Origin of the sequence: Brevundimonas sp., assembly GCF_013912065.1 — a bacterium.
Lineage (GTDB): Bacteria > Pseudomonadota > Alphaproteobacteria > Caulobacterales > Caulobacteraceae > Brevundimonas.
In genome coordinates, this window is the sequence record NZ_JACESA010000002.1 from 282,565 (window position 1) to 296,474 (window position 13,910).

14 protein-coding genes and 1 riboswitch are annotated in these 13,910 nt (G+C 66.9%); of the genes, 5 read left to right on the plus strand and 9 right to left on the minus strand.

All coding sequences use genetic code 11. The features are described 5' to 3' along the window. Window positions 1–4: 4 nt before the first annotated feature. Window positions 5–1,342: a nitrate/nitrite transporter gene (locus H2037_RS03210; protein ID WP_287926187.1), complete on the minus strand. Its 1,338-nt coding sequence runs from the start codon at window positions 1,340–1,342 to the stop codon at window positions 5–7. Window positions 1,343–1,644: 302 nt separating this feature from the next. Here H2037_RS03210 and H2037_RS03215 point away from each other — a divergent pair, with 302 nt between their 5' ends. Beyond that, entirely contained in the window at window positions 1,645–2,424 is a 780-nt protein-coding gene (locus tag H2037_RS03215) for a cyclic nucleotide-binding domain-containing protein (protein ID WP_287927341.1), read from the plus strand. On the opposite strand, the gene moaA is transcribed toward H2037_RS03215, so the two are convergent. Beyond that, window positions 2,425–3,417, minus strand: a complete 993-nt coding sequence (moaA, locus tag H2037_RS03220) for a GTP 3',8-cyclase MoaA (RefSeq protein ID WP_292117620.1) — start codon at window positions 3,415–3,417, stop codon at window positions 2,425–2,427. It abuts the gene before it with no gap. Continuing rightward, window positions 3,407–3,541: riboswitch (molybdenum cofactor riboswitch) on the minus strand. It overlaps the preceding gene by 11 nt. A 157-nt stretch (window positions 3,542–3,698) precedes the next feature. Between moaA and modA the strand changes: the two genes are divergently transcribed. From modA to modC, 3 genes are read left to right on the plus strand one after another with little or no spacing between them, the layout of a single operon-like run. Then, window positions 3,699–4,502, plus strand: a complete 804-nt coding sequence (modA, locus tag H2037_RS03225; protein WP_292117625.1) for a molybdate ABC transporter substrate-binding protein — start codon at window positions 3,699–3,701, stop codon at window positions 4,500–4,502. Window positions 4,503–4,511: 9 nt separating this feature from the next. Then, entirely contained in the window at window positions 4,512–5,207 is a 696-nt protein-coding gene (gene modB / locus H2037_RS03230; protein WP_292117629.1) for a molybdate ABC transporter permease subunit, read from the plus strand. Further along, window positions 5,204–6,271 carry a molybdenum ABC transporter ATP-binding protein gene (gene modC / locus H2037_RS03235; RefSeq protein ID WP_008264113.1) on the plus strand — a complete coding sequence of 356 codons (1,068 nt, stop codon included), beginning with the start codon at window positions 5,204–5,206 and terminating at the stop codon, window positions 6,269–6,271. The genes modB and modC overlap by 4 nt, the downstream gene beginning before the upstream one ends. Window positions 6,272–6,277: 6 nt before the next feature. On the opposite strand, the gene H2037_RS03240 is transcribed toward modC, so the two are convergent. Together H2037_RS03240 and H2037_RS03245 are read right to left on the minus strand one after the other, a co-directional pair. Further along, window positions 6,278–7,462 (minus strand): NnrS family protein, encoded by a 1,185-nt coding sequence (locus tag H2037_RS03240; RefSeq protein WP_292117632.1) that lies wholly within the window; start codon window positions 7,460–7,462, stop codon window positions 6,278–6,280. A 34-nt stretch (window positions 7,463–7,496) separates the two neighbouring features. After that, window positions 7,497–9,758 carry an adenosylcobalamin-dependent ribonucleoside-diphosphate reductase gene (locus H2037_RS03245; RefSeq protein WP_292117634.1) on the minus strand — a complete coding sequence of 754 codons (2,262 nt, stop codon included), beginning with the start codon at window positions 9,756–9,758 and terminating at the stop codon, window positions 7,497–7,499. Window positions 9,759–9,827: 69 nt separating this feature from the next. On the opposite strand from H2037_RS03245, the gene H2037_RS03250 reads away from it, so the two are divergent. Continuing rightward, window positions 9,828–10,592: a DUF542 domain-containing protein gene (locus H2037_RS03250; protein WP_292117637.1), complete on the plus strand. Its 765-nt coding sequence runs from the start codon at window positions 9,828–9,830 to the stop codon at window positions 10,590–10,592. Window positions 10,593–10,595: 3 nt separating this feature from the next. Here H2037_RS03250 and H2037_RS03255 read toward each other — a convergent pair whose 3' ends face one another. From H2037_RS03255 to H2037_RS03275, 5 genes are read right to left on the minus strand one after another with little or no spacing between them, the layout of a single operon-like run. After that, entirely contained in the window at window positions 10,596–11,783 is a 1,188-nt protein-coding gene (locus H2037_RS03255) for a molybdopterin molybdotransferase MoeA (protein ID WP_292117639.1), read from the minus strand. Further along, entirely contained in the window at window positions 11,780–12,271 is a 492-nt protein-coding gene (gene moaC, locus H2037_RS03260) for a cyclic pyranopterin monophosphate synthase MoaC (protein ID WP_008261425.1), read from the minus strand. The genes H2037_RS03255 and moaC overlap by 4 nt, the downstream gene beginning before the upstream one ends. After that, window positions 12,268–12,807 (minus strand): molybdenum cofactor biosynthesis protein B, encoded by a 540-nt coding sequence (moaB, locus tag H2037_RS03265; RefSeq protein WP_292117642.1) that lies wholly within the window; start codon window positions 12,805–12,807, stop codon window positions 12,268–12,270. The genes moaC and moaB overlap by 4 nt, the downstream gene beginning before the upstream one ends. Next, a complete protein-coding gene (locus H2037_RS03270) occupies window positions 12,807–13,271 on the minus strand; it encodes a molybdenum cofactor biosynthesis protein MoaE (RefSeq protein WP_292117658.1) in 465 nt (154 codons plus the stop codon). The genes moaB and H2037_RS03270 overlap by 1 nt, the downstream gene beginning before the upstream one ends. 7 nt (window positions 13,272–13,278) lie before the next feature. Beyond that, complete coding sequence (locus H2037_RS03275) at window positions 13,279–13,527, minus strand: MoaD/ThiS family protein (protein WP_292117644.1); 249 nt, start codon at window positions 13,525–13,527, stop codon at window positions 13,279–13,281. Between the last annotated feature and the right edge of the window lie 383 nt (window positions 13,528–13,910).

The following is a 13,910-nucleotide window of genomic DNA, read 5'->3' on the forward strand; positions in this document are numbered from 1 at the left end:
TTCTCTAATGCGAACGCAGGGATGAGGAGGCGGCCTTGTCCGGGCCGACGCCCGCCAGTTCGGGGAACTCCGGCAGGTCCGCCAGAATGGGCGCGCGGCGGCGCTCCATCCGGCGCACCGCGAAGTGCATCCAGACGAGGGCGGTCAGGACCAAGAGGAACAGCAGCATGAAACAGCTGGTCCAGACGCCGGTCAGATCATTGAGGGCGCCGAAGACGATGGGCATGATGAAGCCGCCCAGACCGCCGATCATGCCCACCAGACCGCCGACGGAGCCGACGTGGTCGGGGTAGTAGACGGGGATATGCTTGTAGACGGCGGCCTTGCCCAGGCTCATGGCGAAGCCGAGGACGAACACCAGGGCCGTGAAGACCGGCAGGCTGATCGCCAGGCGGAAGCGGATCGGGCCTTCGATCCCATCGACCACATAGGCGGTCGCCGGATAGGACAGGATGAAGGTGCAGATCACGCTGATGGCGAAGGTCAGATACATGACCTTGCGGGCGCCGATCTTGTCCGACAACCAGCCGCCGAAAACCCGGAACAACGAACCCGGTATCGAATAGGCGGCCGCCAGCATGCCGGCGACGCCGATCCCCACGCCATAGGCGCCGGTCAGATAGTGCGGCAGCCATAGGGCGAGGGCGACAAAGCCGCCGAAGACGAAGAAATAATAGAGGGCGAAGCGCCAGACCCGCAGATCCTTCAGCGGGGTCAGTTGCATCCAGGCGGCGGCGGCCTTTTCACCACTGCAGCGACGCGCGACCAATTGCGGCTCGTCGCGGGTCAGCAGGAAAAAGCCAAGAGCGATGATCAGCAGGGCGCCGGCCCAGATCTGGGCGACGGCCTCCCAACCCAGGGCCAGCATCACAAAGGGCGCGGCGAACTTGGTCACCGCTGCGCCGACGTTGCCGGCGCCGAAGATGCCGAGCGCCGTGCCCTGACGGCCGGCGGGATAGAATTTCGAGACATAGGCGACGCCGACGGCGAAGGCGCCCCCGGCCATGCCGACGCCGAGGGCGGCGATCAGAAACTGGCCGTAGGTCTGGGCGTAGGACAGCAGGAAGGTCGCCGCCGCCGCCAGGACCATGACGATCAGATTGACGCGCCGTCCGCCGAACTGCTCGGTCCAGACGCCCAGAAAGACCCGAACCAGGGATCCGGTCAGGATCGGCGTTCCGACCAGCAGGCCGAACTGGGCCTCGGAGAGGCCCAGGTTCGTCTTTATCTGGACGCCAATGATCGAGAAAATCGTCCACACCGCAAAACAGGCGGTGAAGGCGAAGGTGCTGACCCACAGGGCCGATGCGGCGCCTGGGGCGGGGTTTTCGGCGGATGCCAACGGACTGCTCCCTTCACGGACGGCGTCTCAGCGGCCGCCGCTCAGCTGTCCTAGCTGGCGTCTCGTCAGTCTTATTTGATGCGTATCAATTCGCCTCTTTGTAAAAGCGGTCGTGTGGCCAATTTATACATGATTTTCCAAGTAAAGCGACATTTGGCAGTTGTTGTCTTGTCTTAAGTCGGAGCGTGGATTGATGTTTGTCAATCGACGGCCTATCGAGCGGGGGCGTCGCCTCGGTGGAATCAACCTGTTCCGTCGAGGAGACGACTGTCCCGACCGCATCAGGAGCCATAGCCATGACCATGCGCGCTTCCGATCTCGATCGCGTCCGAGCCCTGCCGTTGTTTTCGCGGGCCTCGCCCGAGGTCTTTCGCGACGTGACGGCGGGGGCCTTTCTTCAACGGTTTCCTGCCGGCACCACGCTTCTGATGGAAGGCGACACGGTCGACTTTCTCTATGTTCTTCTGGAAGGCGCGGTGGAGCTTCAGGGCTCGTGGAAGGAGAAGGAGACGACGCTGGCGCTGCTGCGTCCGGTCTCGACCTTCATCCTGGCCGCAGTCGTGCTCGATGCGGACGCGCTGATGTCGGCGCGCACCCTGGAGCGATCTGAAATCCTGATGCTGTCGGGCGAGGCTCTGCGTCGCACCATGCGCCAGGACGCTGACTTCAGCTTCGCCGTCGCGGAGGAAGTGTCCGGCTGTTATCGGGGATTGGTCCGGGCCGTAAAGAACCAGAAGCTGCGGGGCGGGGTCGAGCGGCTGGCCAATTATCTGATCACCCAAAGGGCGCGTCAGGGTTTGCGTGATCCGATCGTCTTGCCGCACGAGAAGCGCGTACTGGCGTCATTGCTCGGCATGTCGCCCGAAAATCTGTCCCGCGCCTTCGCCGGTCTGTCGAGCTACGGGGTCGTGGTGCGCGGCGCGGAAGTGAGCCTGGGACGTCCGGACGCCCTGGAACGGCTGGCGCGCCCGCACCCGCTGATCGACAACCATATGCCCGCGCCTGCCGGCGGCGCCGGCAAGGCGGAGATCGAGCGGTGGACGACCCGTTCAGGGCGCACCTGCGGCTCAAGTCTGTCCTGATCAGCCGCCGAGCTGTGCGAGGTTTTTGAGGTCGCCCGAACGACCCGACGCCAGGTCGTGGCCGGCGGCCTTGCCGCCGAGCGACGAGACGATACGACGGGTGAGGGCTTCGCGGTCGTCGTCATTCTGCAGCAGTTCGCGCAGATCGACGCCCCCGTCGCCGAACAGGCAAAGCCGCAGCTTGCCTCGCGCGGTCACACGCAGCCTGTTGCAGCTGTCGCAGAACCCCGGCGCATAGGGAGCGATGAAGCCGAGCGCGCCGGCGTGATCGGGATGGCGGTATTCGAAAGCCGGGCCTGCGTCGAAGGCGCGCGGCGTCGGCGTCCAACCGTTGTGATCCAGCCAGCCGCGCAATCTGTCGGCCTTGACATGATGGCGCGTGAAGAAATCGTCGTTTTCGGTCGTCTTCATCAGTTCGATGAAGCGAACGGAGAGGGGGCGGTCGCGCACGAAACGCGCCCAGTCGTCGAATCCCGCCTCGGCCGTTTCGCGCAACAGGACGGCGTTGACCTTGACGGCGGAGAAGCCCTCCTCAAGGGCGCGGTCGAGCCCCGTCAGAACCTGGCCCAACTTGTCGTGGCCGGTGATCCGATGAAAAACCTGCGGGTCGATGGAGTCGATGCTGAGGTTGATGTGGGTCAGGCCCGAAGCGCGCCAGCCCGCAACCTGGCGCGCCAGGTTCCAGCCGTTGGTGGTTACGGCGATCTTGGCCACGCCGGGCGAGGCGGCGACCGTTTGCAGGATCGCGTCGAAATCCTTGCGGACGGTCGGCTCGCCGCCGGTCAGACGCACCTTGCTCAGGCCCAGGTCCGAAAATCCGGCCACCAGGCGACCGATCTCCTCGACTGTCAAAAACGACAGAGGACCCGTCTTCTTCCAGCCGTTCGGCAGGCAATAGGTGCAACTGAAGTTGCACACCTCCGTGACCGAGAGGCGAAGATAATGGAACCGGCGGCCAAAGCCGTCGGTCATGGCAGCGGCGTCAAACGCCATGGAAGCTCCTTTCCAGAGGCGGGAGGCGGAGGGATTTCTCCCGCCGCCCTCGATCCTTGCGGATCCGGCCGTCAGACCCTGGCGCGATTGCTGTAGGTCGGACGGCTCGGAGCGAATACTGACTGATGTGGTACACGATGAACCTGCACCCGACTATGATGGGCGCGCGGAATGATCTTGACGAAGATCAAGTCGAAACCCTTCAAGTCTTGTGCGGCCGGGTGGACGAGCATGTTAATCGGCCGAAGCGATGCCCGGGCGTCGCGTAGAGAGACGAACCCATGTCGATGAAAGAAGGCGATGTCGGACGGCGTCGCGTGCTGGCCCTGATCGGAGCGACGGCTTTGGCGGGATGCGCGCCCCGCTCGTCCGAAGACCGGCCGCTCGACCTGTTCGCGGCGGCCAGCCTGCGCGAGGTGCTCGACGCCGCCGCCGCCCAGTATGATCGGTCCTGGGGGCGGCGCGTTCGGACGACCTATGCCGGCAGCGCCCAGCTCGCGCGTCAGATCGCGCAAGGCGCCCCGGCCGACCTGTTCATCTCGGCCGACGAAGACTGGATGGACTGGCTGCAAGGCCGCGGCCTGATCGAGATCGCCGCGCGCCGTCGTCTTGCGGCCAATCGGCTGGTGTTGGTCGCGCCGGCCTCGGCTGGGGCCGGCTTGGTCGATCTGGCCTCGCCGGACGCCGTGGCTCAGCGACTAGGGGAGGGCCGTTTGGCCATTGCCGAGGCCTCAGTGCCGGCGGGCCGTTATGGGCGACAGGCGCTTATGCGTTTGAACCTCTGGTCCCAGGTCAAGGATCGCCTGGCGTCGACAGCGGATGTGCGCGCCGCCCTGGCGCTGGTGGCGCGAGGAGAGACCCCGCTCGGGGTGGTCTATGCGACCGACGCTCGCGTCGAGCCGAAGGTCCGGGTGGCGGCGGTCTTTCCGACGGACGCCCATGTGCCCATCCTCTATCCCGGCGCGCCCGTCCGACGCCTTGACGGGGCCGGGGATCTTCAGGGAGCGCAGGCCTTCCTCGATTTTCTGGCCGGCCTCCAGGGTCAGGCTCTGTTTAGGGAATTCGGCTTTGCCCCGCCTGTTTGAGCCCGTCCGGTGATCCCGTTCAGTCTCGAGGAACAGCAGATCATCGGTCTGTCGCTGAAGGTCGCGGCGACCGCGACCCTGTTCAGCCTGCCGCCCGGCGTCGCCCTGGCCTATCTCCTGTCGCGCGGCGACTTCCCCGGAAAGGGCCTGCTGTCGGGCCTGACCCATTTGCCGCTGATCCTGCCGCCGGTCGTGACAGGTTATGGGCTCTTGCTGCTGTTCGGACGCAGCGGTCCGCTTGGCGCCTGGCTGGAGCCTTTGGGAATCGTCTTCGCCTTCGATTGGACGGGGGCGGCGCTAGCCGCCGCCATCATGGGGTTTCCGCTGCTGGTGCGGGCCGTCCAGCTGTCGTTCGACCTTGTCGATCCCCGAATCGAGCGGGCCGCCGAAACCCTGGGTGCCCGCCCTTTCATTCGTTTCCTGACCGTCACTCTGCCGCTCGCCCTGCCGGGTCTCGCCGCCGGAACCGTGCTCGCCTTCGCCAAGGCCTTGAGCGAGTTCGGCGCCACCATTACCTTCGTCGCCAACATACCCGGCGAGACCCGCACCCTGCCGCTCGCCATCTATAGTCTGATCCAGGCGCCGGGCGGCGAGGCCGCTGCGCTGCGGCTCGTCCTGATCTCCATCAGCGTCTCGATTACGGCCCTCCTGATCTCGGAGTGGGGCGCCCGGGTCGCCGCCCGGCGGATCGGGGCGACGCGATGACTCTGGACGTATCCTGTCAGATCGAGCGCGGCGATTTCTCGTTGGAGATCGATTTCTCGAGCGACGCCCGCATCACCTGCCTGTTCGGCCGCTCGGGCAGCGGAAAAACCACTCTGGCCGAGGTCGTCGCCGGCCTGATCCGCCCCCGTAGCGGCCGGGTGGCGCTGGACGGAGAGGTCTTGTTCGACGACTCAACGGGTCTATCAATTCCGACCTGGAAGCGGCGTATCGGCTACGTGTTCCAGGACGCGCGCCTGTTTCCGCACATGACGGCGCGGGACAATCTTCTGTACGGCCCGCGACGGGCCGGCGATCCTCGGCCGGATCTGGAGGAAATCGTCGCCCTGCTGGGCCTTGAAGCCCTTCTGGAGCGGCGGCCGGGCGTGTTGTCGGGCGGCGAGGCGCGCCGGGTCGCGATCGGGCGTGCGCTGTTGACCCGCCCCCGGTTGCTGATCCTGGACGAACCCCTTTCGGGCCTGGACGGCGCCCGACGCGGCGAAATCCTGCCCTATCTCGATCAGTTGTCGCGAGCGGGACCGCCCATTCTCTACGTCAGTCACGCCGTCGAAGAGGTCGCGCGTCTGGCCGATCGTGTGGTGCTGGTCGGCGACGGTCGCGCCGTGGGCGCCGAGCCCCCGGACCAGGCTTTCGACCGGCCGGAGGCCGAGACCGCCGCCGGGCTCAGTGCGCCGCTGTCCATCCTCGACGGGCGGGTGAGCGGGCACGACCCGGCCGGCTGCGCCACGCGGATCGACCTGGCCGGAACCCCCTTCCTGTCGCCGCTTCTGGATGTCGCGCCGGGCGAGCGGCTGAGGATCGTGGTCGATGCGCGCGACGTGGCCCTGGCCCTGACCGACCCGATCGACGCCAGTTTCCAGAACCGGCTGCCGATGCGGGTGGCGAGCCTTGAAACCCGAGGAGACGGGGTTCTGACGCGGCTGGAGGCGGGCGGGCTCACGCTGAAAGCCCTGGTCACGCCTCAGGCCTGTCGCCAGCTCGATCTGACGCCCGGCTTGCCCGTGATCGCCCTGGTCAAGGCGACCGCCGCCGCGCGCTACGCGTGACAGGGATCACGGTCGGGCCAGGCGCGGCGTCGCCAGCATTGGCCCATAGGCGAAGACGAATGTGAAAAAGGCCGCCGACCAAAGGGCGGCGGAGACGGTCAGCAGCAGCGGATAGAGGCTGGGCGTCAGTCCGCCCGCCACGCGGGACAGGGCGGCGGCGTTGATCAGTCCGTAGATCGCGACCTCGGTTCGCCCGGCGACCAGGGGCCGTCCGGCATGGCCCCGGCTGGCGCGGGTCATGACGGCCAGGGTCATGACGCCGACCGCCCCCGCCGTCAGGGCGTGCACGCCGACGGACGGCGATATCAGGCGAGGCGCGGCGATCGAGAGACCCATCAGGATCAGGCTCGCGGCAAGCCACAGATAGCCGAGGTGCAGGATCCACACGAGCGGTTCGGTCAGGGTCGCGTGACCGCGCCATCGCCCCAGACGCAACAGCGTCAGGCCCCCCGCCGTCAGAAGCGTCGCTCCGGTCCCCGGATGCGCGGGACTGACGCACCAGGCGGTCAGGGCTACAGCGGTGACGATCAGGGCTGCGGCGTCAAAACGACCCGCGACGGCGGGCAGCGGGCCGTCGCGTTTGATCTGCCAGTTGCGGGTGAAACTGGGCGTGATCCGGCCGCCGATCACGGCGATGAGCAGGGCGACGATTCCGAGCCCCAATCGGGTGGACAGGGAGGCGACACCGCCCGCCTCCGCCTCAAGGTGGAAGCCGATATTGGCGAGGGCGAAGAGACTGACCATAACGGCGACAGGAAGGTTGCGGCCGTTTCTGCCCGCCGCCGCTTCTCGCCAGATCAAGCCTGCCATGACCGACAGGAACAGGCTGTCGATAATCCCGGGCCAGGCCGCGTCGGCCAGGCTGGGGGCCAGGGCCTTGGCGAGCATGGCGGCCCGACCCGCCGCCCACAAGGCGAACAACTGGGCCAGCGGACGGCCGACGACGGGCAGGCGGCCGGTCCAGTTGGGCACGGCGGTCAACAGGAACCCCGCCACGACGCCGCCCGTATAGCCGAACAGCATTTCATGGATGTGCCAGCCGAGGCCGACCGGACCTCCGGCGAGAAAGGCGTAAAGCCAGAGGGGCGCGGCCACCGCCGACCACAGGGCGCCGAACAGGAAGAAGGGGCGCAGACCCAGGCTGAAGACGGCCGGCCCCCGATAGGCCCGGAGCGCGGAGGCCGTGTTCACCGCAGCCTCCGAACGACGGGTCCAGCCCCGACCCTCATCCGCATTTGGAATAGCCGCACTCGAGACAACTGTCGCAACCCTCCTTGCGCACCAGGCCTGGCGCGCCGCAGCGGGGGCAGGCCGAGGGCGCCGGCCCGGGCGCTGAGGAAACGGGATGAGGTTCGATGGCTTCGGCGGACTCGCATCCGCTTTCGGCGGCGAGGCTAAGGTGCCGCTCAATCACTGCGCCGATCGCTGCGGGAAGCGACGGCGTGTAGCGCCCTTCCATCCAGGCGCCGCCGCCGGGATCGAACACCGCCTTCAACTCCTCGGCGACAAAGGAGACGTCCCCGCCGCGCCGGAAGACCGCCGAGACCATCCGGGTCAGGGCGACGGTCCAGGCGTAGTGCGCCATGTTCTTGGAGTTGACGAAGATCTCGAACGGTCGCCGCGCCCCTTCGTCATCGGGGTCCGCGTCATTGATGGTGACGTAGACGGCGTGGGCGTCCAGCGGCCAGCGGATCTTGTAGGTCGCGCCTTCGAGCCGACCGGGGCGCGGCGTCAGAGGATCGACGTCGGACGACGGAGCCGCCGCCGGAACGGAGGCCGGCGCCTCGACGCTGAGCACCGAACCGGTGATGGCGTTGGGGCGATAGGTGGTCAGCCCCTTGCAACCCATCCGATAGCCTTGACGATAGACATCCGAAAACGCCGAGAAGTCGATGTTTTCCGGGCAGTTGATCGTCTTCGAGATCGAGCTGTCGATCTGCGCCTGCGCCGCCGACTGCATCCTCAGGTGATGCTCCGGGGTCAGGGTCTGGGCGCTGACGAAGGCGTCGCCGGGCGCGCTGTCGAGCGGCGCGTCAGGGCCTTTGAGCGTCTTCCATAAGGCCAGGGCGTAGTCTTCGACGGCCTCCTCACGTCGCGTCCCGTCGGGCTGCAGGACTTTGCGCGTATAGGCGAAAGCAAACACGGGCTCGATGCCGGACGAGACATTGCCGGCCAGGAGGGAGGTGGTGCCCGTCGGCGCGATCGAGGTCAGACAGCCGTTGCGCAGGCCGTGAAGCCCGATCAGTTCCCGAGTCTCCGCATCCAGACTTGCGAGATTGGGCCGCTGCAGCATCGCGGGGTCATAGAGGGGGAAGGCGCCCTTTTCGGCCGCCAGTTCAGCCGAGGCGCGATAGGCTTCTCGCCGGATCAGGCCCAGCCACCGCCCGGTCAGGGCGACGGCGCGGTCTTCTCCATAGCGGGCGCCGCAGAAGATCAGGGCGTCGGCTAGGCCGGTCACGCCGAGGCCAAGCCGGCGTTTGGCGCGGGCTTCGGCCTCCTGGGCGGGCAGGGGAAAACGGGAAATGTCGATGACATTGTCCAACATCCGCACGGCAGTGCGGGTGAGCCCGGCCAACTCCTGTTCGTCCAGGGCCGCATCGGGCTCGAAAGGCGCCGAGACGAGGCGGGCCAGATTGATCGACCCGAGAAGACAGGCTCCATAAGGCGGCAACATCTGTTCGCCGCAGGGATTGCTGGCCGCGATGACTTCGCAATGCGCCAAATTGTTCGCGGCATTGACCCGGTCGATGAAGATCACGCCCGGTTCCGCCGCGTCATAAGTGGCCTGCATCAGTCGGGTCCAGAGATCCGTGGCGCGGACCGTGCGTCGGATTTCGCCGTCGAACACCAGGGGCCAGTCCGCATCCGCGTCCAGCGCGGCCATGAAGGCGTCGGGAACCAGAACCGAGAGATTGAAATTCCTGAAGCGGACCGCGTCGCGTTTGGCGTCGATGAAGGCCTCGATGTCCGGATGGTCGATGCGCAAACAGCCCATCATCGCCCCGCGCCTCTGACCGGCGGACATGATGGTGCGGCACATCGAATCCCACACGTCCATGAAACTGAGCGGACCCGAAGCCTCCGCGCCGACCCCTCGCACGAGAGCGCCGGAGGGGCGAACTGTGGAAAAGTCCATGCCGACGCCGCCGCCCTGCTGCAGGGTGACGGCGGCTTCGCGCAGATGCTGGAAGATGCCGTCCAGATCGTCCGGGACGACGCCCATGACGAAACAGTTGAACAAGGTCACGGCGCGACCTGTGCCGGCGCCGGCGAGGATTCGTCCAGCGGGCAGGAACCGGTAGGCGTCCAGCGTCTCGCGGAACCGGGCCCGCCATCGCGCCCGGGTCTTGGTCGGCTCCGCTTCGGCCAGGGCGGCCGCCACCCGGTCCCATGTGGCTTCGACGGTGGCGTCTCCCGTCCCCTCGTGCGGGCGGAAGCGATATTTGCTGTTCCAGATTTCTCCGGCCAAGGGACTGTCGAACGCCATAGCTGCACCCTGTCAAAACGTGGCGCTCAGACTCGGTGATTCCCTGCGGCGTGCGGAACAGGCTGCGGCATGTCGCAGGCGCCGACGAGCGTCAGCATCGCCCTTGACGCCGATCAAGCCGAGCGCGGCCTCAGCGGCCTAGAAGGAGCGAAACCCCAGGCCGGGGCGCAAAAAGGGACCCTTCGCCGCATGGCTCTTCGACATCAATCCATCGCCTCGCTCGCCGCCTCTCTTCCGGGCGCTTGCGACGTCCTGCTGCGCCACAAGATCGATTTCTGCTCCAAAGGGGAGGCGACCCTGGCCCAGGCGGCGGAGGCGCGTCGTCTGAATCTCGCTGAGCTCCAAGCCGAACTATCCGCCACCGCACGCCAGGCCGAGCCCTATCCGACCGAACCCGCAGCGCTGATCGCCCACATCATCGAGCGCTACCACAAGGTCCATCGCCTCGAGTTTCCGGGTCTCATTGACACCGCGCGCCGCGTCGAAGCGACGCATAAGGATCGCTGCGACTGTCCACGCGGCTTGCACGACCTGCTGTCGCGCATGTTCGAGGACCTTGAGGACCATCAGCACAAGGAGGAGGCGATTCTGTTTCCCATCATGCTCAACGGCGGGGAGCCGAGCTTGCACCAGCCCATCGCTCGAATGCTCCAGGATCATGTTGAGTTGATCGACGCCCTCGATCTCATGGCCGATCTGACGGGCGACTTTGCTCCGCCCGCCGACGCCTGTGGCTCCTGGCGCGCGCTCTATGTCGGTTGTCGGAAGCTGGACGCGGACCTGCGGGTCCACGTCCATCTGGAGAACAACCTGCTGTTTCCGCGCTTTTCCTAGGCTTCAGAAGTCCAGAACCGAGACCATGTCGCCGGGGGCCAGGCCTGGCGCGCCTGGGCGCCGGCGGATCAGGAGGTCGGCGCCGGCCAGCGCCTTCTGGGTCGCCGAATCCTGGACCTTGAGCCCGGCGACGCCAGCGCCGTCGCGACGCCCCCGTTCAAAGGTCTCGCGGTCGCCGCAAGGCTTGAGGGCTTCGGTCAGGATCATGTCCCGCCAGGCCAGCCGTTCGGCCGGATCGCGGCCCGCGAGGCCCGCGATCAAGGGCGCCAGAAACAGACGCGCCGTGACCATGGCGGATGTCGGATTGCCTGGGAGGCCCATGACCAGTTCGCGACCGGCGCGTCCGAACCAGACCGGCTTGCCTGGCTTCATGGCCACCTTGGAAAAAATCAGGTCCAGGCCGAATCCGGCGAACATCGAACGAGCGTAGTCCTTGTCGCCCACCGAGGCCCCGCCTGTGACCACGACCACGTCGGCCGTATCCAGGGCAAGACGGGCGGCGGCCTTGAGCTGGTCGGGGGCGTCGGCCAGACGACGGCGGTCCAGGACCTGGCCGCCGCTGGCTTCAACCAGAGCGGCGACGCCGAACGACACGCTTTCGGGAATACTGCCGGCTGTCTCCAGAGACTGGCCCGGCGCCGCCAGTTCATCGCCGGTGCTCAGAATGACGATCCGGGGTTGGCGCACGACGGAAAGGGCGGCGACATCGGCGGCGGCGGCGGCCACCAGGGCGCGGTAGCCGAGCCGGGTCCCCGCCGCCAGCAGCACGTCGCCGGCTTCGAAATCAGAACCGGCGGCCCGGATGTGACGTCCTGGTCCCGGCGCCGTCGCAAATAGGGGCAGTTCGCCGTCGCGGCCGACTTCCTCCTGGACCACGACGCGGTCGGCTCCGGTCGGCACAGGGCCTCCCGTGAACACCCGCACGCAGGTCTTTGACGGCAGGACGGGAAGGTCGCCGCGCCCTGCGAAGGCCACCGAGGCGATCGGCAAGCGCGCCGGCAGGATCGACAGATCGACGTCGCGAACGGCATAGCCGTCCATGGCCGAGACCGCCGTCCGCGGCGCGGCGCCACGCGCCTTGAGATCGGTCGCCAGCACGCGTCCGCTCGCCGCTTCGAGCGCGACGACTTCGGAACCGAGCGGATTCGCCTGGGCTAGGAGGCGGGCCAGGGCCGTATCGAAATCCGTCACGCGGCGCTGTCCTCCTCGACGGTCCAATCGCCCGAGCGTCCGCCGGACTTGGACAAGAGCCTCACCTGGCTGATAATCATGCCGCGGTCGGCGGCCTTCAGCATGTCGTAAAGGGTGAGGCAGGCCACCGAGACGGCGGTCAGGGCCTCCATCTCAACCCCCGTGGAGCCGCTGACACGGGCCTCCGCCGTGACGACAAAGCCGGGAAGATCGTCGTCGACCGCCACCTTCACCGACACCTTGTCCAGGCTCAACGGATGGCACAGCGGGATCAGATCGGCCGTACGTTTGGCGCCCATGATCCCCGCCAGTTCCGCAGTGGTGATGACGGCGCCCTTGGGCGCCTTGTCGTCGCGCACCAGGGCGAGGGTGGCCGGCGCACAGAAGACCCGCCCTTCGGCCACGGCGCGTCGCGCCGTTACAGCCTTGTCTCCGACATCGACCATGTGCACCCGGCCTGCGGCGTCCAGATGGGTCAGGCCGCTCATGGGCAGATGCCCCGGAAGCGCGGAATTTGGCCGACGAGGGAGCAGGGGCGGAAGCGGCTGTCCAGTTCCTCGGCCAGCACGAGATCCCAGGCGTCGCGACAGGCGCCGGTGGAGCCGGGCACGCAGAAGACGAAGGTGTCCTCGGCCTGACCCGCCAGAGCGCGCGACTGCAGCGTCGCCACGCCGACCGTCCGCAGACTGGCCAGGTGGAACACCACGGAAAACCCTTCCATCTCGCGTCGGAACAGCGGCTTGACGGCTTCCGGGGTCACGTCACGCGGCGAAAAGCCGGTGCCGCCCGTCGTCAGGACGACGTCCACCTCGGGGCCAGAGATCCAGACCTTCAGCTGGTCTCGGATCGCATCGACATCGTCGTGGACGATCGCCTTCCCGGCCAGCCTATGGCCCGCACCGGTCAGCCGTTCGACCAAGAGGCCGCCGGAGGTGTCCGTGGTTTCGTCGCGGGTGTCCGATATGGTCAGAACCGCGATGTTCAGGGGGTGAAACGGCAGAGTTTCATCGATTCTTCCGGCCATCAGGGGGTCTTGTCCTTCCAGCGCGCCAGGGCGGCGCGATCTTCGTCCACGGGCTCGATCCAGCGCGCGCCGGCGGGGCCGGTCTCGCGCTTCCAGAATGCGGCCTCGGTCTTGAGCCTGTCCATCAGATAGTCCGCCGCCTTGAAGGCCGTGCGCCGGTGCGGCGACGCGGTGGCGACGAAAACAATGGTTTCTCCCGGCGTGATCTCACCGCAGCGATGCGCCACGATCAGGTCCTCGACCTGAAATCGCGCCGCGGCGGTTTCGGCGATGTCGCGCATAGAGCGCTCGGTCATGCCGGGGTAATGGTCCAGCGTCAGGGCGGCGACGGTCGATCCGTCCCCGGACGTCCCGCGCGCGAGGCCGGTGAAGGTCACCACTGCGCCATCGCCCGTCCGACCGGCCAAGAACGCCTCCAGCTCGGCCGCCGGAGACAAGGGGCCGAAGACCAGTCTAACGTCCAAGGCCACCTCATCCTCCCGAAAAGATGGAGAAGAAGGCGATCTCTTGGTCCGGTAGAGCCAAGGCGTCCTCGCCGGCGATGACCTGATCCACCGAGGCGCGCACGTCGGAGCGTATCAGGGCGTCGGCGGCGACCTCGTCCTGATCGGCGAGGCGACGTCTTATCTCACGTACGGTCAAACCTTCGGCCGGCAGCTCTAGGGCGCCTTCTGTGCCCAGCTTTTCAGCGACGCGGCCAAAATAGAGGATGCGGGTCATGGCTATTCAGTATCCGGCCGTCGAAACGGCTCTGTTGAGGTTGCGCGGCGCGCAGAGGCGGAACCCGGCCCTGGAAGAGAAGACATCAAGCCGCTCCACCCAATCAATAGCCAAGGCGAATCTTGGGCGTGCGAATGGGTGAGGGACAAGTTGGCTGCTCGGGTCGGCTTCGGTCATCGAGATCGACCCTCCGGTCGATCACTTTGGCGACTTCCCGTCCCTTACAACATGCAGCGATAATCAGAATTGTCTTCCATCAAATGGTGCGCGGACTCTCGTCATGCGGCGGCGCTCGCCAGAGTTCGATCTGCGTTTGACGGGCTGTTCTTCGTTAAGTCGGCGCCGGGCGCCCCGTCGTCCTGTCTTCCGCTGAAGCCGAGCCC